At 33.6% G+C, this 23,130-nt stretch carries 23 protein-coding genes; 16 read left to right on the forward strand and 7 right to left on the reverse strand.

The window, feature by feature from the left end; genetic code table 11:
* The first annotated feature begins 175 nt into the window (after positions 1-175).
* Positions 176-832 (forward strand): DUF1684 domain-containing protein, encoded by a 657-nt coding sequence (locus BM383_RS04285; RefSeq protein ID WP_093023289.1) that lies wholly within the window; start codon positions 176-178, stop codon positions 830-832.
* 61 nt (positions 833-893) lie between these two features.
* On the opposite strand, the gene BM383_RS04290 is transcribed toward BM383_RS04285, so the two are convergent.
* The 3 genes from BM383_RS04290 to BM383_RS04300 all read right to left on the reverse strand — a co-directional run bounded on the left by BM383_RS04290 (position 894) and on the right by BM383_RS04300 (position 3,795).
* Complete coding sequence (locus tag BM383_RS04290; RefSeq protein WP_093023291.1) at positions 894-1,970, reverse strand: porin; 1,077 nt, start codon at positions 1,968-1,970, stop codon at positions 894-896.
* 173 nt (positions 1,971-2,143) lie between these two features.
* Positions 2,144-3,415, reverse strand: a complete 1,272-nt coding sequence (locus BM383_RS04295; RefSeq protein ID WP_093023294.1) for an ammonium transporter — start codon at positions 3,413-3,415, stop codon at positions 2,144-2,146.
* Positions 3,416-3,456: 41 nt separating this feature from the next.
* The gene (locus BM383_RS04300) at positions 3,457-3,795 is read right to left on the reverse strand and encodes a P-II family nitrogen regulator (RefSeq protein WP_093023296.1); all 339 of its coding nucleotides are present in this window, start codon (positions 3,793-3,795) and stop codon (positions 3,457-3,459) included.
* 861 nt (positions 3,796-4,656) lie between these two features.
* On the opposite strand from BM383_RS04300, the gene BM383_RS04310 reads away from it, so the two are divergent.
* Positions 4,657-5,046, forward strand: a complete 390-nt coding sequence (locus BM383_RS04310; RefSeq protein ID WP_093023300.1) for a pyrophosphohydrolase domain-containing protein — start codon at positions 4,657-4,659, stop codon at positions 5,044-5,046.
* A 61-nt stretch (positions 5,047-5,107) separates the two neighbouring features.
* On the opposite strand, the gene BM383_RS04315 is transcribed toward BM383_RS04310, so the two are convergent.
* Entirely contained in the window at positions 5,108-6,178 is a 1,071-nt protein-coding gene (locus tag BM383_RS04315; protein WP_093023302.1) for a branched-chain amino acid aminotransferase, read from the reverse strand.
* 137 nt (positions 6,179-6,315) lie between these two features.
* Here BM383_RS04315 and BM383_RS04320 point away from each other — a divergent pair, with 137 nt between their 5' ends.
* From BM383_RS04320 to BM383_RS04375, 12 genes are all read left to right on the forward strand, one after another.
* Positions 6,316-6,798, forward strand: coding sequence for a DUF4920 domain-containing protein (locus BM383_RS04320; protein ID WP_093023304.1), 483 nt, complete (start codon positions 6,316-6,318; stop codon positions 6,796-6,798).
* Between the two features lie 31 nt (positions 6,799-6,829).
* Positions 6,830-7,234 carry a hypothetical protein gene (locus BM383_RS04325; protein ID WP_177229062.1) on the forward strand — a complete coding sequence of 135 codons (405 nt, stop codon included), beginning with the start codon at positions 6,830-6,832 and terminating at the stop codon, positions 7,232-7,234.
* Positions 7,227-7,892, forward strand: coding sequence for a tRNA (5-methylaminomethyl-2-thiouridine)(34)-methyltransferase MnmC2 (gene mnmD, locus BM383_RS04330; RefSeq protein WP_093023308.1), 666 nt, complete (start codon positions 7,227-7,229; stop codon positions 7,890-7,892). Before BM383_RS04325 ends, mnmD begins: the two co-directional genes overlap by 8 nt.
* A gap of 126 nt (positions 7,893-8,018) precedes the next feature.
* Positions 8,019-8,942: a TIGR01777 family oxidoreductase gene (locus BM383_RS04335; RefSeq protein WP_093023310.1), complete on the forward strand. Its 924-nt coding sequence runs from the start codon at positions 8,019-8,021 to the stop codon at positions 8,940-8,942.
* 110 nt (positions 8,943-9,052) lie between these two features.
* Positions 9,053-9,610 (forward strand): nucleotide exchange factor GrpE, encoded by a 558-nt coding sequence (locus BM383_RS04340; RefSeq protein WP_093023472.1) that lies wholly within the window; start codon positions 9,053-9,055, stop codon positions 9,608-9,610.
* 18 nt (positions 9,611-9,628) lie between these two features.
* Complete coding sequence (dnaJ, locus tag BM383_RS04345) at positions 9,629-10,744, forward strand: molecular chaperone DnaJ (protein ID WP_093023312.1); 1,116 nt, start codon at positions 9,629-9,631, stop codon at positions 10,742-10,744.
* Positions 10,745-10,961: 217 nt separating this feature from the next.
* Positions 10,962-11,894 (forward strand): ABC transporter ATP-binding protein, encoded by a 933-nt coding sequence (locus BM383_RS04350; RefSeq protein ID WP_093023314.1) that lies wholly within the window; start codon positions 10,962-10,964, stop codon positions 11,892-11,894.
* On the forward strand, positions 11,891-13,195 hold the full coding sequence (locus tag BM383_RS04355; protein ID WP_093023316.1) for an ABC transporter permease: 1,305 nt from the start codon (positions 11,891-11,893) through the stop codon (positions 13,193-13,195). Before BM383_RS04350 ends, BM383_RS04355 begins: the two co-directional genes overlap by 4 nt.
* Before the next feature lie 82 nt (positions 13,196-13,277).
* The gene (locus BM383_RS04360) at positions 13,278-14,153 is read left to right on the forward strand and encodes a hypothetical protein (RefSeq protein ID WP_245766520.1); all 876 of its coding nucleotides are present in this window, start codon (positions 13,278-13,280) and stop codon (positions 14,151-14,153) included.
* Between the two features lie 2 nt (positions 14,154-14,155).
* Positions 14,156-15,322: a sigma-54-dependent transcriptional regulator gene (locus BM383_RS04365; RefSeq protein WP_093023318.1), complete on the forward strand. Its 1,167-nt coding sequence runs from the start codon at positions 14,156-14,158 to the stop codon at positions 15,320-15,322.
* Between the two features lie 15 nt (positions 15,323-15,337).
* The gene (locus tag BM383_RS04370; RefSeq protein ID WP_093023320.1) at positions 15,338-16,213 is read left to right on the forward strand and encodes a PPK2 family polyphosphate kinase; all 876 of its coding nucleotides are present in this window, start codon (positions 15,338-15,340) and stop codon (positions 16,211-16,213) included.
* Between the two features lie 2 nt (positions 16,214-16,215).
* The gene (locus BM383_RS04375; RefSeq protein WP_093023322.1) at positions 16,216-17,580 is read left to right on the forward strand and encodes a M20/M25/M40 family metallo-hydrolase; all 1,365 of its coding nucleotides are present in this window, start codon (positions 16,216-16,218) and stop codon (positions 17,578-17,580) included.
* A gap of 3 nt (positions 17,581-17,583) precedes the next feature.
* Here BM383_RS04375 and xerD read toward each other — a convergent pair whose 3' ends face one another.
* The gene (gene xerD / locus BM383_RS04380) at positions 17,584-18,480 is read right to left on the reverse strand and encodes a site-specific tyrosine recombinase XerD (RefSeq protein ID WP_093023324.1); all 897 of its coding nucleotides are present in this window, start codon (positions 18,478-18,480) and stop codon (positions 17,584-17,586) included.
* Positions 18,481-18,830: 350 nt separating this feature from the next.
* Between xerD and BM383_RS04385 the strand changes: the two genes are divergently transcribed.
* Positions 18,831-19,454 carry a porin family protein gene (locus BM383_RS04385; RefSeq protein ID WP_093023326.1) on the forward strand — a complete coding sequence of 208 codons (624 nt, stop codon included), beginning with the start codon at positions 18,831-18,833 and terminating at the stop codon, positions 19,452-19,454.
* Positions 19,455-19,664: 210 nt separating this feature from the next.
* Entirely contained in the window at positions 19,665-20,261 is a 597-nt protein-coding gene (locus tag BM383_RS04390; protein ID WP_093023328.1) for a porin family protein, read from the forward strand.
* Between the two features lie 87 nt (positions 20,262-20,348).
* Here the strand turns inward: BM383_RS04390 and BM383_RS04395 are convergent, their stop codons facing one another.
* Entirely contained in the window at positions 20,349-21,875 is a 1,527-nt protein-coding gene (locus BM383_RS04395) for an OmpP1/FadL family transporter (protein ID WP_093023330.1), read from the reverse strand.
* 54 nt (positions 21,876-21,929) lie between these two features.
* Positions 21,930-23,072, reverse strand: coding sequence for a hypothetical protein (locus BM383_RS04400; protein ID WP_143106337.1), 1,143 nt, complete (start codon positions 23,070-23,072; stop codon positions 21,930-21,932).
* Positions 23,073-23,130 lie beyond the last annotated feature (58 nt).

Raw genomic sequence — 23,130 nt, forward strand, 5'->3', positions numbered from 1 at the left:
CTGGTTATATTTGAATTTATATTTCAAAAAATCACAGCACAGCCCGATGTTGCCATATATATTTATATGAACAATTCACGGTATATGTTGTAATTCTTTGCACGGATTTCTTTTCTTTGTTTCTCAAATGTAGTTAAAAAATCAATCCAAAAATAAATCGAATTAAAAAAATAACATGATTTTGAAGTTAAAATATGTATTTATTGCGTTTTTACTGTTAGGATGGGCTTGTAAAAATGATAAACGCTATTTGTCTCATGAAGAGGTAAATGGCTTTCAGATTACAGATAGTACGGATGTTGTTCAAGATGTAAAAGCATTTCAGGCAGAATTGAATGAAGAATATAAGAACCCCGATACGTCACCACTTGCGGATAAGGATAGAAAGAAATTTGTAGCATTAGATTTTTTTGAAATAGATACTACCTACAGGGTTGAGGCGAGGTTTGAAGAAACGCCTTTCGAAAACTCTTTTTACATGCAAACCACTACAGATAGAGCTCCGGAGTATAAACGTTTTGGAATTGTATATTTCACTTTAAAAGGAAAAGAGTATCAGTTAAATGTATATCAAAGTCAGGAACTGAAACTTCAGGATGAATATAAAGACTATCTTTTTATTCCTTTTTTAGATGATACCAATGGAGATGAAAGTTACGGTGGTGGACGTTATTTAGATGCCACAATTCCAGATGGTGATAAGATGATTATAGATTTTAATAAAGCTTATAATCCTTATTGCGCCTACAATAAAAAGTACTCATGTCCGGTAGTTCCACAAGAGAATAGGTTGGATGTAGCCATTAAAGCTGGAGTAAAGAAATTTCATTAAATAAAAAAACCTCCCAAAACTTTGGGAGGTTTTTTTAACCAAAAAATTATATTACAACTACTTAAAAAGAATATACAACTGCTACTAAGAAAGAAGCTAAACTCTTTGAAGCCATTAAATCATTATCAATAAATGCTTCTTCTGAAGCGCTATCCAATCTTAATTCTGGCTTTATGGTTAAATCTTCAACCATGTAGTTTCCTGTAAGTGTCAAAGCCATTACACTTGAATCTTCTACACCGGTACCAATTGCTCCGAAATCTCCGTTTTCGCCAAAGTATTCAGCTCTTAGTCCAAGAGCAAAATCTTCTGAAACAGAGTATTGAGGGTAAAGTGCAGCACCATAGAAACCAACACCGTCTGTATCATTATACGTTGCATTTATTCCAAGGAAAAAGCTGTCAGATAAATCGAATCCTCCAGTGTAGTCAATTTGGAAAGTAGGTTCTGTTGCTAACCCCATTGTAGAAGTTTGATTTCCGTATAATAAATTTAAGAACTGACCTTTGTAACCAAGTTGACCACCTAATGTATATTTTCCATCAGGATTAAATTCTGTGAAGTCTGTACTGTTCATAACAGCTAACATTGCTGAAAAATCTTCAGAAATTGCAAAATCAGCTTTTAAACCAGTATGAGAGAATGGTCCATATGAGAACATGTAAGAAGTACTGTAGTTAAAGTTTCCAACAGGTGAAATAACTTCATAACCTAAGAATGTATTGAAATTACCAAAAGTGAAAGTAACTGCATCGCTCACATTCCAATAAGCGTATAGCTGATTTATAATATCACCAGTTGCAGAATACATAGGTGAAACAAAAACAGCATCTGTACCTCTTGGACCAAATACAAGGTCGGCTACAAAACCAACTTTTTCACCTTCGTAACTAGCTACAACATTTGCCATACCTAGGGCAAAACCAGGTAAATTTGCAAAAGAAGTTCCTGGAGCTATGGCGTTTTCATCATTTGGTGCGGTAATGTTTGCACGGTAATATGCGTCTACAGATCCGCTTAAAGAGAATTTCTTTGTTGCGGTTGAGTCAGCATCTTGAGAAAATACTGAGGAAGTACCTAGTACTGCTAGTATAAAAACAGATTTTTTTACGATATTTGCAAGGTTAATCATTTTCATTTTTCTGAATTGTTTAAGATTATAAGTTTGACCAATTAAATTGTAATTGAAATAATTCTTAGAAAATGGTTTTTTAGAGGAGCGTTCTGCCAAACGCTCCTTTTTTATTTTCTATTAATTATTTTCAGTACTTGTTTTAAGAAATTTTATTTAGTAAAAGAGATATTGTTGTTTTATTCTCTTTCATTAGAAATATGTTCAGGATAAGCATCCATTCCGTGTTCATGAATATCAAGTCCTTCGATTTCTTCTTTTTCAGATACTCTAAGACCAATAGTAGCTTTTAAGATGAATAACAATACAAATGTTGTTACCATTGCCCAAAGTACGTACGATAAAGAACCATAGAATTGTACCCAAAGTAAACCAGCTCCACCACCGTGGAAAAGTCCACCATCTGTGGCAAATAATCCTACTAAAACAGTTCCAAGGAAACCACAAGTTCCGTGGACTGAAATAGCACCTACTGGATCATCAATTTTAATTTTTTGATCGATTAGCTCAATAGAAAGAACTACAGCTATACCACAAATAAGTCCTATGGCTAAAGCTCCAAATGCATCTACAGCACCACAACCGGCGGTAATACCTACAAGTCCTGCAAGAGCACCGTTTAAGGTCATAGAAATATCTGCTTTACCATATTTTATCCATGTAAGGAATAAAGCTGCAATAGCACCAATAGCTGCTGCTAAGTTTGTATTGATGATTACCCTTCCTGCTGCAATGGTGTCATCACCACCCCAAGCTAATTGCGATCCTCCGTTAAAACCGAACCATCCTAACCAAAGGATAAGAACTCCTAAGGCTCCAAATGTCATATTGTGCCCTGGAATTACATTTACTTTTCCATCAGGACCATATTTTCCAATTCTTGGACCAACCATTTTAGCTGCCACTAAAGCTGCTCCACCACCTACTGCGTGTACTACTGAAGATCCTGCAAAGTCTACAAATCCTGCAACGTTTAACCAGGCATTATCATCAAAAGGCCAATACCAGCTACCTGAAATTGGATAAATAATGGTAGTTATAATCGCTGAAAAGATTAAATAGGTTGAAAATTTTGTTCTTCCTGCTACAGCTCCAGAAACAATTGTGGCAGCTGTTGCACAGAAAACAGTTTGGAAAAATAAGTTATACCAGTCATCAGCACTAAAAAAGAAGTATCCTTGATCACTAGGGCTTGTTCTAAAAAAGCCTCCTAGAACAGTATCACTACCATACATAATGCCATATCCCAGAGCCCAGAACATGATAGATCCAATACAAAGGTCCATTATGTTTTTCATGATAATGTTACCTGAGTTTTTACTTCGTGTAAAACCTACTTCAACTAGTGTAAATCCTGCTTGCATGAAGAATACCAAAACTGCTGCAATGGTAATCCACAATGCGCCCATATCTCCTTTTACAGCATCTAAAGCTTCTTGTACTTCGTTCATAATTAATAGTTTTTTAGTTATTTGTTAGAGGGTTTAAATTGTTACTTTAAAGAAATTTCATCTTTCTCTCTTGTTCTAATTCTATAGGCACTGTCTACGGGCAATACAAAAACTTTTCCATCACCTACATTACCGGTGTAGGCTGTTTTTAGAATTGTTTCAACAGTTTTTTCTACAAATTCATCGGAGACTACAATAGATAAAAATCTTCTTTGAATATCCGAAGTACTGTAAGTTACCCCTCGATACACATGGCCCTGTTTCTCGTTTCCAACGCCAGTGACATCCCAATAGCTGAAAAAATTAACTTCAATTTTATGAAGTTCATCTTTCACCTCGTCGAATTTCGACTTTCTGATAATCGCTTCAATTTTCTTCATGTTGCTAAATTTTATGAATGTTAAATTTATATTAAATTAGTTATAGATGAAATAAAAAATAGATTATGTTTTGATATTTATTTATTTGATAAAATAAACGGCAATGTTTTTTGTCTTTTGTAAAATAAAACACAATACGTTAACATATCTGTGTTTTTGAATTAGGATGAAGTAATAAAAAATAAAAGTTTTCTCTTAAATCTATAACGAAATTACTTTTTTTAAGGTTTTTATGTAACAAATTGAAATGTAAAATTCTAGATTAGATTATAGAGTATAAAAAAACTTCTAATTCTCAATTGAATTAGAAGTTTTAAATTTTTGTTTAGGGAGAATTTAGTGTTTCATCAGCTTATAGAATACTGATGTCCTTCTTCAACCTTCATTTTGGCTAAACTTGGTTTAAAATAAACCTTGTTTAGATCAGATGAAGAATTTTTGTTGGTCTTGTTTACACTGAATACCAACAAAAGTAAATTCAATACAAGAAGAATTGATAGAGTGGTAAAAAACAAAATCATAGCAACGTGTTTTTGGGTTTCACATGTTAAAAGTACAAAGAATATCTTCTGTAATTACATGTACACGTTATTTTTGTCAGAAATTAAAAATTAATTAACTCTATCCGTTAAATTAGTTAATAATGTAGTGTTTAATTAAAATTATCGTAAGAATAAACAGAAGGAAGGCTACTAAAACCCATACTACACCGTTGTAATTTTTCTTGTGTAACTTTTTATCTCTTGAATAACTGATAGTTATGATTGTAATAAATACAATTACAAAAGCTGCTGCAAATATCCATTGTCCGGTACTGAACATATTTTTTTATTTTTGAGCAAATTTAATACAATACATTTGATGAAAAATAAAATAGCAGCAGTTTCTGAATTTCATAAGGCTTTTGGATTGGGAAAAAGTGAGTCTCCTATTACTGATTTAGGAGAAGCAAAAATCCGTTTACGACACAATTTGATGGCTGAGGAAAATGATGAATATTTAGAAGCAGCTTTGAATGGTGACCTTGTTGAAGTAGCAGATGCGCTGGGTGATATGCTCTATATTTTGTGTGGAACTATCATAGAACATGGCATGCAGGATAAGATTGAAGAAGTTTTCAATGAAATTCAAAGAAGCAATATGAGTAAACTAGGTGAAGATGGGAAACCTATTTATAGAGAAGATGGAAAAGTGATGAAAGGGGCAAATTACTTTAAACCAAATATTAAAGATATTCTAGAGAGTAAATAAAAAAAGCCGTAGAATTTCTACGGCTTCTAACAGTGCTATATATAATATGGTGTAAAACTTTTTATTTTACCTCATACCTCCATCCAAAAGGATCTTCTGCTGCATTGTATTGAATGTCTAAAATTCCTTTTTTGATTTGAGCAGAATAACAATCTTCTGGTTTCACTAAATCATATGTTTTGTCTTTATAACCAATAGTTCCTATTGGGCTAATTACCGCAGCGGTTCCACTACCAAAACTTTCTTTCAAGCTTCCGTTTTCAGCAGCTTCAATTATTTCTTTTACCGTTACTTTTCTAACTTCAACTTCAATACCTAGTTTTTCTGCCATCGCAATAACACTTTTACGAGTAACACCGTCTAAGATACGATCACTAGTTGGGCACGTAATTAATTTATCGTTTACACGGAAAAAGATATTCATAGTTCCTGCTTCTTCTAAATATTCATGAGAAGTATCGTCTGTCCAAATTACTTGATCAAATCCTTCTTCTTGAACAAGCTTAGTAGGGTAAAATTGTCCTGCGTAATTACCTGCGGCTTTTGCAGCACCAAATCCACCGTTCGCAGCTCTACTGTAATAGTCTGCAATTTTTACTCTTACATCTTTAGTATAATATGCTTGAACAGGACAACAAATAATCATGAATTTATATTCAGTTGCAGGAGAAGCCATTACGCCAGGTTGTGTGGCAATTACAAATGGTCTAATGTATAGCGCATTTCCAGCTTCTTGTCCGCTTCTAATCCAATCTTTATCGAGTTTTAATAACTCATTAAGCCCTTCAAAAAAGAAATCTTCCTCAAATTCAGGAATATTTAATCTTTTGGAAGACTTGTTAATTCTTTGAAAGTTTTCTTCAGGTCTGAAAAGCCAAACTTTTCCTGCTTCGTCTTTGTAAGCTTTCATGCCTTCAAAAACAGCCTGCCCGTAGTGGAATACTTTGGCAGATGGCTCAATAGTGAGCGCTTGGTAAGGTAAAATTTCAGGAGTTTGCCATTTACCGTCCTTGTAATCGCAAACAAACATGTGGTCTGTAAAAGTTTTTCCAAATACCAGATTGTCAAAATCAATCTGTTCTAATTTACTTTTCTCAGCCTTAGAAACTTTAACTATACTTGTGGTTTTCATATAAAATAACTTTAAAGGCCAAATTTAAGCAAATATTGCGTTTTATATGAGTACTTATTGCGGTAAAATTTATTTACTTTTTGTCTAATACCGTTATATTTGTAAAATAACTACTACCTAATTTTAAATTTGAAACAATGAAAAAGCTACTTTACACTTTGGCAGCCACTTTAATTCTTACAGCATGCACAAAAAAAACAAATTATAAATCTTTTGGTGAACAAATTGAAGCAGATGGAGCTGTAGAGGTTTCTAAGCTAGCTGCTGAATATAAAGATCTAAAACCGGGGGATTCTTTAGAGATAAAATTTGAAGGAACTATAGACGAAGTTTGTCAAAAGAAAGGTTGTTGGATGACGGTAGATCTTGGTGATAATAAAGAAACTTTTGTGCGCTTTAAGGATTACGGATTTTTTGTTCCGTTAAATGCTGGTAAAAGAGAAGCTGTGGTAAGTGGTAAAGCTTTTGTTACCGAAACTTCGGTAGATGAATTAAGACATTATGCAAAAGATGCCGGAAAAACAGAAGAAGAAATATCTCAAATAACTGAGCCAAAAAAAGAATATGCATTCTTAGCTAATGGTGTTCTAATTGAAGAGAATGAGGTTGTTACAGAATAGATTTTTAACCAATACTTTTAAATTTTTACTATTGATGATTTTAGTTTCTTGTGATCAAAACAAGAAAGATCAAACTAAACAGTCTTCAAATGAAAATTTCCAGATGTACTCCATGTCTGAAATGGCCAGATTAATGGAGAACATGGCTCAAGAACATAAGAATGTAAAAACAAAGGTTTTGGCTAATGATAGTCTAGGAAGTATTCCAGATTATTATTATGACATTCACTTTGCAACGTTTACAGATGAAAGTGATAACGATGAATTCTTTAAAAAATGGGCAGACTTGTATCTGGCTGCTGAAGAAAATTTGTATAAAAAACAGACTGTTGAAGCTTTCGATAATGCCATAAACGTTTGTTTGCAATGCCATCAGCAAAAATGTGGCGGACCAATTCCTAGAATTAAAAAGCTTTTTATAAATTCCTATGAATAGAAAAGTTGTAAAAACAGCAGATGGTTCTACCACCATACATATTGAAGAATGGAATGAAAATTACCATTCCTCACATGGCGCCATTCAAGAGGCATATCATGTTTTTATAAAGTCAGGACTCAATCTTTTTCCAAACGATAGTACGTTGGGGATTTTAGAAATTGGGTTTGGTACAGGTCTTAACGCTTTTATCACTTTTTTGGAAGCCGAAAAACGAAATTTACATATAAAGTATCATGGGGTAGAAGCATATCCCGTTCAGCAAGAAGAATTGGACGTGCTTAATTATGTAGAACAATTGCAAGCACAAGAAAAGCAGTCTTACTTCAATGTAATGCATGCTGAAGAATGGGAAAAAGAATTTGAAATAGCAGAAAATTTTATACTGAAAAAAAGAAAACAATTCTTTTCAGAGATTGAAGATAAAAATTCATTTAATCTCATCTATTTCGATGCTTTTGGAGCCCGTGTGCAACCTGATTTATGGACGGAAGAGATTTTTCAAAAAATGTATGATGCTTTGGAAACAGGAGGAGTTTTGGTAACGTATGCTGCAAAAGGTAGTGTTCGTAGAGCTATGCTTTCTGTTGGGTTTTCGGTTGAAAAATTGGCAGGTCCTCCAGGGAAAAGAGAAATGCTTCGAGCTACAAAAAATTAACAAATATTTGTAGTTGAAGGTTTTGTTCTTCAATTTGTTAACAGCTTTTTGTCCGTAATTGTTAAACCTAATTTAATTAATATACAGTCTTGTAGAAAACCTAGTAAATTTGAAGAAAAACTACGAATGAAGATATTAATTACGGGAGCGACAGGATTAATTGGGAAAGAAGTAGTTAAAGCATGCAGGAATAAAAATATAGCTATTAATTATCTTACAACAAGCCGGGAGAAGATTGAAGATAAAGAAGGAGTAAAGGGGTTTTTCTGGAATCCAAATGCAGGAGTAATTGATAGCAATTGTTTTAGCAATGTAACTACCATCATTCACTTAGCGGGCGCTAGTATAGCAAAGCGCTGGACACCATCGTACAAACAAAAAATTGTGGAAAGTAGAACGCTGTCTACAAGTTTACTTTTCAATTCTTTAAAAAAACTTTCAAACCATAGCGTGAAGCATGTTATTGCGGCTTCGGCAATTGGCGTATACCCAACCTCGTTAACCGCGTATTATAATGAAAATGATAACGAAATTGATGATTCATTTCTGGGTGAAGTTGTAGAGAAATGGGAAAAATCAGTTGACAATTTCGAAATGCTTGGAATTCCAGTGACGAAAATTAGAACCGGACTTGTGTTAACATCCAAGGGAGGAATGTTAGAACCATTAGTAAAAACGGTTAAATATTATATGGGCGCGCCACTCGCTTCAGGAAAACAATGGCAATCTTGGATTCATTTAGAGGATATGGTAAATATCTATTTACATGTAATGGAGCACAAATGCTTTGGCGTTTTTAATGCAGTAGCTCCAAATCCTGTTACCAATGAAAAAATGACAAAAGAGATAGGTGTTATTATGGACAAGCCTGTTTGGCCATTTCATGTTCCAAAATTTATGTTGAAATTGGTGTTAGGTGAAATGAGTTATTTGCTATATGCCAGTCAGAGAGTAGATTCAAAAAAAATTGAAGCTCAAGATTTCACATTTAAATATCCGCAATTAAAACCTGCCTTGAAAAATCTTTTAATACACAAATCCATTTTTTAATTCTGAAGAAAAATTACATCTATAAATTTCGGTGACATTTTGGCATTTTGAATATAATGGCAGTACTTTTGCCAATCTTTGCATATCAAAATAAAAATTTTTTGACCGTCATGAGTAAAAAAGATATCGAACAGAATAAAGCAGAAGTAGAAGAGCAAACTACAGATGCAACACAAGCTACAGAAAATCAGAATGAAGCAGCAGAAAAAGAAGAACTCTCTGCAGAAGAAAAGCTAAAAGAAGAGCTAGGGAAAGAGAAAGACAAATTTCTTAGATTGTTTGCAGAGTTTGAAAACTACAAGAGAAGAACAGCAAAAGAACGTGTCGAAAACATGAAATCGGCCAACAAAGAAGTCATGTTGGCAATGTTGCCGGTTTTAGACGATTTTGATAGAGCGTTGAATGAATTAACAAAATCTGAAGACAAGGAAATGTTGAAAGGAGTTGAGTTAATTCATGGAAAATTCAAAAATACATTACAACAAAAAGGATTAGAGCAAGTAGAAGCGGCAGCTGGAGAAAGCTTTGATGCTGATATTCACGATGCAATTACTCAAATTCCTGCACCTACAGAGGATTTAAAAGGAAAAATTGTTGATGTAATTGAAAAAGGATATAAGTTGGGCGATAAAATCATACGTCACCCAAAAGTTGTTGTAGGACAATAATAACCGAAACTAATACCAATGAAGCAAGATTATTACGAAATATTAGGATTAAGTAAAGGAGCGTCTGCAGCTGAAATAAAAAAAGCATATCGCAAGAAAGCAATTCAATATCACCCAGATAAAAATCCAGGTGATAAGGAAGCTGAAGAGAAATTTAAACTTGCAGCAGAGGCATATGAGGTATTAAGTGACCCTAACAAAAAAGCAAGATACGATCAGTATGGACATTCTGCTTTTGAAGGTGGTCAAGGAGGCTTCGGAGGCGGAGGTATGAATATGGATGATATCTTCAGTCAATTTGGAGATATTTTCGGTAGTGCTTTCGGAGGCGGTTTTTCAGGATTTGGCGGTGGCGGTGGCCAGCGCAGAATGAAAGGGAGTAACCTGCGTATTCGCGTAAAACTTACGCTCGAAGAAGTTGCCAATGGAGTAGAGAAAAAAGTAAAAGTTCGCCGAAAGGTTAAGGCCGAAGGTGTAGATTATACCACATGTCCAACCTGTCATGGTACTGGTCAAGTTACTAAAATTGTGAATTCTATTTTAGGTAGAATGCAAACATCAGCTCCTTGTAATCATTGTGGTGGAACTGGTCAAATTATAGGAAATAGACCAGCCGGAGCGGATGCGCAAGGAATGAAAGTATCAGAAGAAACTGTATCAATCAAAGTTCCTGCGGGTGTTGCTGATGGAATGCAGTTGAAAGTAGGCGGAAAAGGTAACGATGCTCCAGGTAATGGAATTCCAGGAGATTTGTTGGTAATGATCGAAGAGGTTGAGCACGAAACTTTAAAGCGTGAAGGTGAAAATCTTCATTACGATTTATATATTTCCATGCCAGATGCAGTTCTTGGAGGATCAAAAGAAATTGATACTGTGTCGGGTAAAGTGAGAATTAAAATTGAAGCGGGTATTCAATCAGGAAAAATTTTAAGATTAAGAGGTAAAGGTATTTCTAGCTTAAATGGATATGGTGCGGGAGATTTATTAGTTCATGTAAATGTTTGGACACCAAGAACTTTGAGTAAAGAACAAAAAGATTTCTTTGAGAGAATGAGAGATGACGATCACTTTTCTCCAAAGCCGGAAAAGAGCGATAAATCATTTTTTGAGAAGGTAAAGGACATGTTTTCTTAATTTAACATAAACTTTATCAAAAAAAATGTATATTTGACACATGCTAGTTGAAATACTAGCATTAATTTTTTCTTTTTCATAGCAATTTTTTCCCATCCTTACAACCTAAGGATGGGTTTTTTTAGGCCAAATCAAAAGCTTAAAGCAAATCAAAAGCTTATTTAAACTACTATTTATCTTCCCTTTTATATACCTTTGGTAAAAACTTATTAGAGATATGAGTAATCTGTTAGTAGCTACTAACGTTTCCAAAAGATACGGCGACTATACGGCGTTGAATAACTTATCTTTAGAAATTCCTAAAGGAAGTGTTTTCGGACTTCTTGGTCCAAATGGAGCGGGTAAAACTACCTTTATAAGAATCATTAATCAAATCACATATCCAGATCAAGGTGAAGTGCTTTTAAATGGAGAAAGACTTCAGCCTAAGCATATTGCTAAAATTGGTTACATGCCAGAAGAGCGTGGCTTGTATAAAAGTATGAAAGTCGGTGAACAAGCTTTGTACTTGGCTCAATTAAAAGGTTTGAGTAAAAAGGAAGCTAAAGAAAGACTTCAGTTTTGGTTTGATAAGCTGGAAATTGGCGGTTGGTGGAGCAAGAAAATTCAGGAGCTTTCAAAAGGAATGGCACAGAAAATTCAATTTGTAGTAACTGTTTTGCACGAACCAGAGTTATTGATATTTGATGAGCCTTTTAGTGGCTTTGATCCAATTAATGCAAATATCATCAAAGATGAAATTCTCGAATTGAAGAAAAATGGAGCTACAATCATATTTTCAACACATAGAATGGAATCTGTTGAAGAATTATGTGATGAAATTGCCTTGATAAATAAATCTAATAAAATATTGGACGGTAAGTTAATTGACATCAAAAGGCAATTTAAAAACAATGTTTATGAAGTTGCTTTAGAAGCAGAAAACTTTGGAAGTTTGAAAGAAGAGATTTCTAGTAAATATTTAGTTTCGGAGGCTGAATTTAAAACATTGGGGAACGAATTGAAGATGAACATTCAGTTGGAAGAAAGTCATAGTCCTAATGAGTTATTGAGTTTTTTAACGCAAAAAGCGCCGGTAACACATTTCAAAGAAGTGATTCCGAGTGCCAATGATATTTTTATTAAAGCTGTTAAAAGTTACAACCAATGAAACAGTTAAAACTCATTATAAAAAGAGAGTATCTCAATAAGATACGAAACAAGTCATTTATTGTAATGACGTTTTTAAGTCCGTTGATCTTTATAGGTCTTATAAGTTTGGTAGCTTATCTTTCAAGAGTGAACAATGACGATAAGCAAATTGTTACTGTTTTGGATCAAACAGGAAGGTATGCAAACCAGTTTGAAGATTTTGATAGTTTTACTTTTCAATATTTGAATACATCACAGCAGTTTGAATCGGCTAAAACAGCGGTTGAAGAACAAGAAGGTTATGGACTTTTGTTTATACCCAACTTGCCAGAAAATCAATTAAAATCTAAGATTACATTTTACGCAGAAGATTCTCCTAGTATCGATTTACTTCGGTATTTATCTAAAAAAATTGAAGACAAAACGTTTGAAGATAATCTAAAAGAGAGTGGTGTAAACTTGTCTCAAATAAGTGAGACTTCTTCAAATATTGATATTCGTGTAGAAAATTTTAGTGGAGAAGAATCCTCAAAAATTGCGGGTGTATTAAAATTGGTTTTTGGTGGTGCAGCTGGTTATTTCTTGATGATGTTTATTATTATCTACGGAAATATGATCATGCGAAGTGTTATAGAAGAAAAAACAAATAGAATTATAGAAATTATAATTTCTTCGGTAAAACCTATCCAATTAATGATGGGGAAAATCATAGGAACTTCTCTTGCGGGAATTACGCAATTTGTAGTATGGTTGTTTCTCGGTTCGGTTTTATTTTTCACAGTTTCTATCATTTTTCATGTTGATTTAGGAAGCGTTGATACGCCGCAAAAAGCAATGCTAGAAAACAGCGGAGCTATGGAAGCTATGGTACAAACAGGATTTGCAGAGATTGCTAATTTACCTTTAGCAACCTTGATCATTTCATTTTTAATTTATTTCATAGGAGGGTATCTTTTATACAGTTCTATCTATGTTTCTATTGGAGCGGCGGTAGATAGCGAAACCGATACACAACAATTTATGATGCCGGTGATCATGATGTTGATGCTGGGAGTTTACGTTGGTTTCTTTACGGTAATCAATAATCCTCATGGAACAGTGGCTACTGTTTTCTCCTTTATTCCATTTACTTCACCAATTGTAATGCTCATGCGAATACCGTTTGGAGTTCCTCTATGGCAAATCATACTTTCAATGGTTATTCTTTATATCACTTTTACTGGAGTGGTTTGGTTGGCAGCAAAAATTTATAGAGTAGGAATTCTTATGTATGGTAAAAAGCCATCATACAAAGAATTATACAAGTGGTTAAAATATTAAAAATAGGTGTTAAATAGAACCTAAACTAAATGTAGGACTAGCTTTTTTTATGTAACTAGCTTTATTGTTTCAAATAAAAGTTATGTCAAAGAAAACTAGTCCTATTTTTTTTGTTTTACTGATGATACTATCAGTACATGTTTTAAGATCACAAACTACCGATCTTTTTAGAGTTGAGTACACCTATTTGCCAAACAGCGGAACAGATAATTCCATCCAGCGTTTTAGATCTTTAGCGCAAGTTCCCATTCCTATCAAAGATGATTATTTAGTTTTCAGTTTTGATTATCGATATTTAAAATTAGAGCTGAATGATGTTCCTTTTGAAACGAATGATCTTAATTCTACTCAAAGAATTGAAGGTACAGTTGGTTATGTTTATAAATATAATGAAGATTGGAGGTTTGCCTTAAGAGGTGGAGTTCGTTTGGCTTCAAATTTTGATTCCAAAATGGTAAGTGACGATATGTTATATTTAGTTTCTGCCTATGCAATTAACGACCGATTGGAGGATGAAACATTGAAAAATCCCTACAGGCTAATTTTGGGACTTTTATATACTACAACTCCTGGTAGAAATTATCCATTACCTTTTGTAAACTATCATGTAGAACACGAAAATTGGAGTTATTCTCTAGGTGTTCCAAAATCTAATATTCACTATTACCTAAATGATAAAAATAGAATTCAGGCCTTTGGAACATTAGATAACTTTTTTGCCAATATTCAAGGTGATAAAATGGTTGATGGTCAATTGGCTCAAAATATTTCTATGACAAATGTACTTTTAGGTATCGGATATGAGTATTACTTTACAGATCATTTATTATATTACGGCTATATTGCACATTCAGTCTATAACGATTACCGACTTCGAAACAATGACAGAGATGATATTTACGTTATAGATGATAAAAATTCTATATATTTTAGAACGGGAGTTCGATTTAAATTTTAAATATGTCCAAAATACTCGTTATCGAAGATGAAGCAGCAATCAGAAGAGTGCTGGTTAAAATTCTCTCTGAAGAAAGTGAAACTTACCAATTAGATGAAGCTGCAGATGGTGTTGAAGGGTTAGAAAAAGTAAAGAGCGAAGATTATGATCTTGTACTTTGCGATATCAAAATGCCTAAAAAAGATGGTATAGAAGTACTTGAAGAAGCTAAAAATATAAAACCTGAAACTTCTTTTGTAATGATCTCCGGTCATGGAGATATAGATACAGCCGTCAATGCAATGCGCATGGGAGCCTATGATTTTATTTCAAAGCCACCAGATCTCAATAGACTTTTAAATACTGTTAGAAATGCGCTAGATAACAAAACTTTAGTGACCGAAAATAAAAGGTTGCGTAAAAAAGTGAGCAAAAACTATCAAATGATAGGCGAGAGTGATCAGATTCAACAAATAAAACAAATGGTTGAAAAAGTAGCTCCAACAGATGCTCGCGTATTGATTACAGGAAGCAACGGTACCGGAAAAGAGCTGGTAGCGCATCAATTACATGAACAAAGTGACCGTAGCAAAGCTCCTATGATAGAAGTGAATTGTGCAGCAATTCCATCAGAATTAATAGAGAGCGAATTGTTTGGACACGTGAAAGGAGCGTTTACTTCTGCTGTAAAGGATAGAGCTGGTAAATTTGAAGCTGCCAATAAAGGAACTATTTTCTTGGATGAAATTGGAGATATGAGTTTAGCCGCTCAAGCCAAAGTATTGAGAGCGCTTCAGGAAAATAGAATTTCAAGAGTTGGTAGCGATAAAGATATTAAAGTAGATGTTCGCGTCATCGCGGCGACAAATAAAGATCTTAAAAAAGAAATTGCGGAAGGTAATTTTCGTGAAGATTTATACCATCGTTTGGCAGTGATTTTAATTCAGGTTCCCGCTCTAAATGATCGTCGAGAAGATATTCCAGAATTGGTACATCACTTCTCTAAAAAAATAGCTCAGGAACAAGGTTCAGTTGCTAAAAATTTTACAGATGATGCAATTAAGGTATTGCAAGGTTACGACTGGACAGGGAATATTCGCGAATTAAGAAATGTAGTGGAGCGATTAATTATTTTGGGCGGACAAGAAATTTCTGAAGATGACGTAAAATTGTTTGCTAGCAAATCATAAAACTTTCTTTTCAATATGAAAATCAAAACCGAAGACTATTTAGCTAAAACACCTGTAGATTTAAGTGAAGTTCCTACTTGTGAAGATTTTGGAAAATCTGGTAAAAAGTTAGAAAAGGAGCTTGAAAAAGTGAGGGTAGATTTAGGCGATTTTCAAAATACATTATATGCTCACGGAAAATACGGTGTTCTTATTTGTATTCAAGGAATGGATACAGCTGGAAAAGATAGTTTGATTCGGGAAGTTTTTAAAGACTTTAATGCTAGAGGAATTGTAGTGCATAGTTTTAAAAAACCATCAGAGTTAGAATTACGTCATGATTTTCTCTGGAGACATTATATAGCATTACCGGAAAAAGGTAAATTTAGTGTTTTCAATAGAACGCATTATGAAAATGTGTTGATTAGCAGAGTACATCCAGAGCTAGTATTGACAGAGAAAATCCCCGGAATTCATTCCGTAGAAGACATTACTCCAGAATTTTGGCAAGAACGATTTCATCAAATCAATCATTTTGAAGAGCATATTGAAAAAACAGGAACTATTGTGTTTAAATTCTTTCTTCATATCTCAAAAGATGAACAAAAAAGTCGTTTGCTAAGAAGATTGCGTAAGAAAAATAAAAACTGGAAATTTTCCCCAGATGATCTAAAAGAGCGTAAATTGTGGGAAGATTATCAATCGTATTATGAAGATGCTATCAATAATACATCAACAAAAGAAGTTCCTTGGTACATAATTCCTTCAGATAATAAAGATGCAGCTCGCTTCATCGTAACTAAAATAATGTATGAAGAGTTGAAAAAATTTAAAGATATCAAAGAACCAACCTTAGATACTTCAATACAAAAAAATATAGATTCTTTTATAGAACAACTTAAGCAAGAATAACCATGAAAAACCTAACCTTCCTTTTTCTACTTGTATTTTCAATTTCATTTAGTCAAACTTCAGAAGAACAACAACTCAAAAAATTTTACGATACTTCTTTATTAAACGGTCAAAGTTATGATTGGTTAGATTATTTATCCAATCGAATAGGAAGTCGTTTGTCGGGTTCCGTTGGTGCAGAACTTGCTGTGAAATATACCAAAGAGGAACTTGATAAATTAGGATTAGACAAAGTTTGGTTGCAACCGGTAATGGTGCCAAAATGGGTGCGTGGCGCTAAAGAATATGCATACATTAAATCTTCAACTGGAAATACAAATCTACCTGTTTGTGCATTAGGAGGTTCTGTGGCTACACCTGCTTTGGGAATTACTGCAGAAGTTATAGAGGTTAAGAATTTTGAAGAATTAAAGGAACTAGGTGAAGCTAAGATAAAAGGTAAAATAGTTTTCTATAACCGACCAATGCAAGCAGATTTAATTCAAACCTTTAATGCTTATGGCGGTTGTGTTGATCAGCGAGTTCATGGAGCCAAAGAAGCGGTAAAATATGGTGCTGTCGCTGTTTTGGTTCGTTCTATGAATCTTCGTTTAGATGATTTACCGCATACTGGAACTATGAGTTACGATGATTTGCCAGATTCAGAAAAAATTCCTGCCGCTGCTATAAGTACCAATGCAGCTGAATTATTGAGTACCATGGTTAAGTTAACACCAGATTTGAAAGTTCACTTCAAACAATCTTGTGAAAATAAAGGCGAAGTACAGTCGTATAATGTTATAGGAGAAATTAAAGGTTCGGAAAAACCAGATGAAATAATGGTTGTTGGAGGACATTTAGACTCTTGGGATTTAGGAGATGGTTCGCATGATGATGGTGCGGGAGTGGTTCAAAGTATGGAGGTTTTGCGCTTGATGAAAGAGACTGGTTATAAACCAAAACATACCGTAAGGGTAGTGCTATTTATGAATGAAGAAAATGGTCTACGTGGAGGTTTAAAGTATGCTGATGTCGCAAAAAATAAGAAAGAGAAACATCTATTTGCTTTGGAAAGTGATGCAGGAGGATTTTCTCCTAGAGGTTTTTCATTTGATTGTACTGATGAACAATTTGAAACCATAGCAAATTGGAGTATTTTATTTAAGCCATATCTTATTCATTACTTTGAAAAAGGTGGTAGTGGAGCAGATGTTGGACCGCTTAAAGCTGATGGCGTTATTCTAGCAGGATTAAGACCAGATTCTCAGCGTTATTTTGATTATCACCATGCAGCAAATGATCGTTTTGATGCAGTGAACAAAAGAGAGTTAGAATTAGGAGCGGCTACAATGGCTAGTTTACTTTATTTAATAGATCAGAATTTTTAAGAATTATTTTCTAGGGTGAAATGTATTGATGACTTCTGTCAAATGTTTTCTATCTAAATGCATATACACTTCGGTAGTGGTGATACTGCTATGACCAAGCATTTGTTGTATGGCTCTTAAATTTGCTCCATTTTCAAGTAGATGTGTCGCAAAGGAATGCCTAAAGGTATGAGGACTGATTTTTTTCTGTAGATTAATTTCTTTAGCTAAATTTTTAATGATTGTAAAAATCATGGCTCTAGTAAGTTGTCTCCCTCTTCTATTTAGAAAAAGAAAATCCTCGTGCTTCGGCTGAATTGGAATATGACACCGAATTTCGTTTCTGTAGATAGAAATATATTTTACCGTAGTATCTGCAATAGGTACAAAACGTTGTTTATTTCCTTTACCGGTAACATTTATAAAGCCTTCTTCAAAATAAAGATCAGAAATTCGCAGATTAACCAATTCACTTACACGAAGTCCACAACTATATAGTGTTTCAATAATAGCTTTATTTCTGGTGCCTTCGGGTTTGCTTAAATCAATAGCGTTAATAAGATTGTCTATCTCTTGTTCCGAAAGAACATCGGGTAATTTTCTGCCTGTTTTCGGTGTTTCTATAAGTTCTGTGGGATTATCAGTTCTATAATCTTCAAAAACTAGATAATTAAAAAAACTTTTTAATCCCGAAATGAGCCTTGCTTGTGTTCTTGGTTGTACGTCTTTGGAAACGCTGTAAATGAATTGTAATAAATCTTCTTCAGATATAGAAATCGGACTTTTATTAATATTATGTTCTGTTAAGTATTTGTGTAATTTTTCTACATCGAATGTGTAATTGTTGACCGAGTTTTCGGAGAGGCCTTTTTCAATTTTTAGATAGAAGGCATAATCGTGAATAGCATTTTTCCATTTCATAGGTAGCTAATATAATTAAAAAAGCCACCAAAAAGGTGGCTTTACATTTTGAAGTCATATTTACATTCCCCCAAACACAAAATGAATCTTCAAAAAAATCCTTAGTAATTAATAGTTCACTACTGGTACAAATATAACTATTATTTTGATTATGTCAATATATTTTAAATAAAAAGTCAAATCATCAAAATAAAGCAATGAATGTTGAGTATATTTTCATAAAAGTTTGTTAAATAATCCTACATCGTTTTAGTGTTTTACAAAAATTAGGTTTTATTTTTCGTTTTCTTAACGCTCACGGAATTTCTTACTTTATAAGTTAGCATTATAAATTTTAAAAGAAAATTTTTATGAAAAAGATTGTATTTACTGTATTCTTTACTGTAGCAGGATTATTGGTAACCCATGCACAAGCAGATCAGAGTTTACCACAAATTGGTGTAAAAGGTGGGTTTAACTTTTCAACAATTACAGGAGATGACTTTGATGATGGGCAAGATCCAAGAACTAGTTTTAATGTTGGTCTTTTAGCAGAGTTGCCGTTGTCTGATAGATTTTCTATACAACCGGAAGTTCTTTACTCGGCACAAGGTTTTGATATTAAGCAATATGATAATTCAGATGATTTGGAGTATCAATTAGATTACATTCAAGTGCCTATTCTTGCTAAGTTTTATTTAGTAAAGGGTTTGAGTATAGAAGCCGGTCCACAGTTTGGATTCAAGGTTAATGAAGAAATAGATTCTAATCCCGATAGTGATGGAGGAGATTTTGATATTTCTGAAGATAGTTCTTCAGTTAAGGATTTTGATACTAGTATTGCTGGTGGAGTATCTTATAAATTTGATAATGGATTCTTCTTGTCAGGTAGATATGCTTATGGTTTAAGTAGTATTTTTGATGATGATAGTATTTTTCAAAACATTGATGTGAAAAACGCGGTTTGGCAAGTAGGTGTAGGGTTTATGTTTTAAACTATTTTTTAAAAAGTAGAATTAAAAAGAGAGTGCTGGTAGGTACTCTCTTTTTATTCTTTGGAGATATAATTATTTTGAAATTATAAGTGTAATTCCACAAATACATGTAATTTTGGCATAATTATTTAAAAGAGAGGGATATTTATTTTTTTTTAAAGTTAATTTCTTCTTTTTTTGTAGATTTATTTAACCAAAAAACAATTCATTATGAAAAAAACTTTATTATGTGTTTTTATGACCTTTGCAGGTCTTTATATTTCCAACGCACAGAGCGAAGATAGCGGAGTAGAATTCGGTATTAAAGCGGGAGCAAATATTTCCTCTACTGTGGGGAGTAAATTTAGAGATAGTCAAAAAGATCGTGTAGCTTTTAACGCGGGTATTGTTTCTGAGTTTCATCTTTCAGAAAAATTCTCTTTACAGCCAGAATTGATGTATTCTGGGCAAGGATCTCAAGTAGTCCGAACAGACGCACAAGACGTTGAGCTTAAGTTGGATTATATACAATTGCCAGTGTTGGCTAAGTTTTATTTTGTAAAAGATTTTAGTAGTATTGAGCTTGGACCTCAAGTAGGTTATAAAATAAAAGAAGATTTAAGTGTAGACGGAATTGCTAGTGATGATAGAGTAAGAGATTTAGATCTTAGTTTGGCTCTTGGTTTTACATACGAGTTTAAAAATGGAATTTTTATTTCGGCTAGATATAATCATGGAATGATTGATATTTTAGATGAAACTTATCTTTTAGGTGCTGTTTATAAGAAAAATACTGTCATTCAAGTTGATTTAGGATTTATGTTTTAATCTGGGTTTATATCAATGATTGATAAGATATAAAAAATAGCCTGCAGAATGCAGGCTATTTTTTTATACTTTTCTAAAAGTAATTATTTAAATTTTGAAATTAAGTGATAGCATAATTGTTTGAAATTTGCTATTGACTGCTGCAGAATCTGTTAGCCCAACTGAATAAAGTTGATAATTACTGTCTTGTTCTGCAATATCATAAGAAAGGTCTAGAGTAGTAGCTCCAAAATTATATCCAAATCCAAACGAATAACCTGTTAAATCTCCTACAGTAGATTCATTTTTATAAGGGCTCTCTTCAAATCTGTATCCTGCTCTTAAACTTAACCTTTCAATTCTAGCTTCCCCACCTAAACGATATGAGTTCGTCGCTTGCAGTGAATTAGAAATTTGATTGTTTTGAGTGCTAAAATAGGCATCATTAACTGGTCTAAACTTTGTATTGCTATAATCCTTTCTGATGTAATCAAAGCTCAACAAGCCTGCCTTACCAAATACATATGATAAACTTCCAGTAAATTTACCGGGAGTTGTTAATTTATATGCTTCGTATATATTAGTTACATTTGGGTAAACAACATCTGGGCTATATTCATTACCATTTTCATCAATAGAAATTCCGAAAACACCTTGTGAAAGCTCCTCATTTATACGATACCAGGTTGGTGATTGGTAAACAGCTCCAAGTCGTAAGTTTTTTGTGGCTTTATAAATAGCTCCAGCTTGTAATGAAAATCCGTTACCATAGGTTTCCAAATAATTTTTAAATCCTGTTTCTTGTAAAGGAGAATCTGCATCAAAACCAATTTCAGAGAGATAAGTTTCCTTTTTTAGATCAATACTGTGAAAATTTAAATTAATTCCTAAATAGAGTTTTTTGTCATACTCAGTGGCAAAATTTACGGTGAACTTTCTATTCGCTCCTTTCGTCTCTAAAGTATATTCTTGATCTAAACCAGTGTAATAGGCGTTTGAATTATAATCTGAATTTAGATTATCAGAACTCACAGGGTCTATGATGTATGCTTGGTATCCTAGAAAAGCTTGTTGTTCAGCAAAGCCATAATTTTCGCCTAGCCATTGATAAAGGTCGTCAACAGTCTCATTTGGTAATAAGTCAATATTTTCAAGTGAAACGCCTTGAGCATAAGCTAAAAAATATTTATCTATACCATTATTGGTGTTTAATCCTTTTATAAAATTTCTATTGCTATAATTATTAGAATTTTCATAATTGAAACCTAATGACATTCTTCCCCATTTAGCATTTTGGTCAGTATTGTTATATACTAAAACGACACCTGCTTGTGATAAATCAAACTGATCTTTTGTGTCGGAAGTGTTATTACCGAAAAAAGTATTTTCGTTTTGAGTATTATAATTTCCAATAGTTAATCCTGCTTCGGAGGTTAGCATAACAGCAGAACCAGCTGGATTAATTGTTATAGAAGAAATGTCACCTCCAAGTGCTCCAAATGCTCCACTCATAGAGCGTACTCTAGCAGAACCGCTCAGTTCGTCTGAGCTGTATCGTAATGCGTCAGTAATATCTTGAGCATTAACTATGGCAACAGAAGTTACCATAATGAATAAAAAAGCAAATTTTTTCATTATATTTTGGTTTGAATAAATTTATAAGAAAATAAGGTCTAGAAGAAAAGTATGTTATCTTCCACCTCTTCTACCTCCTCCTCCTGAACTTCTAACAGAACCACCACCACTAGATCTAACACCGCCAGAAGATCTACTTGGAGAATAAGATCTCGTAGTGCTTCTACTAGGAGTATAAGTTCTTGTTGTATTGGTTCTTGGAGTATACGTATTGTTTGAACGGGTTCTTACATTATTATTAGATCTTGTAGAAGGAGTATAGGTTCTTCTTCTATAATTTGGACTTATAGTAGTATTTGATCTCGTTGTGTTAATACTCCTTGGGGTGCTTCGAACGGTGTTGTTACCTCTTCCATTTCGGTCAACTGAAACTTGGCTTCTGTCAATAGTTCTTGTTAATGATCTATTTGAATTATTGATTCTACTTCTAATGCTACTTCCTCCTCTTGACGAATTATTTAAAGTATGAGTATTTCGTCTTGCGGAACTTGCTAATGAAGTTCTGGTGCTTCCTCTTCTTCCTGTAGCATAAGCAACATTTTGTCTTCCGTTTCTATAATATGGACTTCCGTAGTAATAGCCATTACCATAATAATAGGGAGAATAGTAGCCGTAATAAGGATTGAATCCTCCATAAAAACCACCATACCAATATGGGTTTCCAAATCCTACGCTCCATCCGTAATAAGGTGAATTCCATCCCCAGTATCTATTCCATCCCCAACCATAATTATAGTATGGATTATTCCAGCCGTAATAATAATTATTCCATCCCCAATAAGGTCCGTTATCATATATATTTACAGTAACGTCTGTTGTATTTTGTCCCCATCCGCCATAGTTGTCAACATAATCATAATTCACAGCAGTTTTAGCAGCTACATTAGTAGAATCATCATTTACGCTAGCATAGGACTCAATATCAGTAAAAACATTAGTAGAATCTTGTTCAACATATTCGTAATCTACAGCAACTTGGTTGAAATAGTCTCTGTAGGCGTCTGCAGAAATATCTTTTGAGGGTGCTGTTTCGGCTACTCTAACTTCGCTTCCCGGGCCAGAATATGCTGTGTTGTAAATTCCATCATTATCGTAATACGATGAATTTTGATAAGTTCCGCAGGAAATTAGCAGCATACTTACTAATGTAAAAAATGAATATGCCTTCCAGCTTTTAGTGTATTTTGTAGTCATCATCATTGCACATTTTTATTGTTGAACATAACAAAAATAATTAGTTTTGTGGAAACAATTA

The organism is Pustulibacterium marinum (genome assembly GCF_900116665.1).
GTDB lineage: Bacteria > Bacteroidota > Bacteroidia > Flavobacteriales > Flavobacteriaceae > Pustulibacterium > Pustulibacterium marinum.

Excerpts from the sequence above, each read along its gene's own strand:
- BM383_RS04390 (WP_093023328.1), top strand. The coding sequence starts at position 19,665 with ATGAAAAAAACTTTATTATGTGTTTTTATGACCTTTGCAGGTCTTTAT.
- BM383_RS04375 (WP_093023322.1), top strand. The coding sequence starts at position 16,216 with ATGAAAAACCTAACCTTCCTTTTTCTACTTGTATTTTCAATTTCATTT.
- mnmD (WP_093023308.1), top strand. The coding sequence starts at position 7,227 with ATGAATAGAAAAGTTGTAAAAACAGCAGATGGTTCTACCACCATACAT.
- BM383_RS04285 (WP_093023289.1), top strand. The coding sequence starts at position 176 with ATGATTTTGAAGTTAAAATATGTATTTATTGCGTTTTTACTGTTAGGA.
- BM383_RS04340 (WP_093023472.1), top strand. The coding sequence starts at position 9,053 with ATGAGTAAAAAAGATATCGAACAGAATAAAGCAGAAGTAGAAGAGCAA.
- BM383_RS04355 (WP_093023316.1), top strand. The coding sequence starts at position 11,891 with ATGAAACAGTTAAAACTCATTATAAAAAGAGAGTATCTCAATAAGATA.
- BM383_RS04300 (WP_093023296.1), bottom strand. The coding sequence starts at position 3,795 with ATGAAGAAAATTGAAGCGATTATCAGAAAGTCGAAATTCGACGAGGTG.
- BM383_RS04310 (WP_093023300.1), top strand. The coding sequence starts at position 4,657 with ATGAAAAATAAAATAGCAGCAGTTTCTGAATTTCATAAGGCTTTTGGA.
- BM383_RS04350 (WP_093023314.1), top strand. The coding sequence starts at position 10,962 with ATGAGTAATCTGTTAGTAGCTACTAACGTTTCCAAAAGATACGGCGAC.
- BM383_RS04335 (WP_093023310.1), top strand. The coding sequence starts at position 8,019 with ATGAAGATATTAATTACGGGAGCGACAGGATTAATTGGGAAAGAAGTA.
- BM383_RS04315 (WP_093023302.1), bottom strand. The coding sequence starts at position 6,178 with ATGAAAACCACAAGTATAGTTAAAGTTTCTAAGGCTGAGAAAAGTAAA.
- BM383_RS04395 (WP_093023330.1), bottom strand. The coding sequence starts at position 21,875 with ATGAAAAAATTTGCTTTTTTATTCATTATGGTAACTTCTGTTGCCATA.
- BM383_RS04370 (WP_093023320.1), top strand. The coding sequence starts at position 15,338 with ATGAAAATCAAAACCGAAGACTATTTAGCTAAAACACCTGTAGATTTA.
- BM383_RS04385 (WP_093023326.1), top strand. The coding sequence starts at position 18,831 with ATGAAAAAGATTGTATTTACTGTATTCTTTACTGTAGCAGGATTATTG.
- BM383_RS04320 (WP_093023304.1), top strand. The coding sequence starts at position 6,316 with ATGAAAAAGCTACTTTACACTTTGGCAGCCACTTTAATTCTTACAGCA.
- BM383_RS04290 (WP_093023291.1), bottom strand. The coding sequence starts at position 1,970 with ATGAAAATGATTAACCTTGCAAATATCGTAAAAAAATCTGTTTTTATA.
- BM383_RS04295 (WP_093023294.1), bottom strand. The coding sequence starts at position 3,415 with ATGAACGAAGTACAAGAAGCTTTAGATGCTGTAAAAGGAGATATGGGC.
- BM383_RS04400 (WP_143106337.1), bottom strand. The coding sequence starts at position 23,072 with ATGATGACTACAAAATACACTAAAAGCTGGAAGGCATATTCATTTTTT.
- BM383_RS04360 (WP_245766520.1), top strand. The coding sequence starts at position 13,278 with ATGTCAAAGAAAACTAGTCCTATTTTTTTTGTTTTACTGATGATACTA.
- BM383_RS04365 (WP_093023318.1), top strand. The coding sequence starts at position 14,156 with ATGTCCAAAATACTCGTTATCGAAGATGAAGCAGCAATCAGAAGAGTG.
- dnaJ (WP_093023312.1), top strand. The coding sequence starts at position 9,629 with ATGAAGCAAGATTATTACGAAATATTAGGATTAAGTAAAGGAGCGTCT.
- xerD (WP_093023324.1), bottom strand. The coding sequence starts at position 18,480 with ATGAAATGGAAAAATGCTATTCACGATTATGCCTTCTATCTAAAAATT.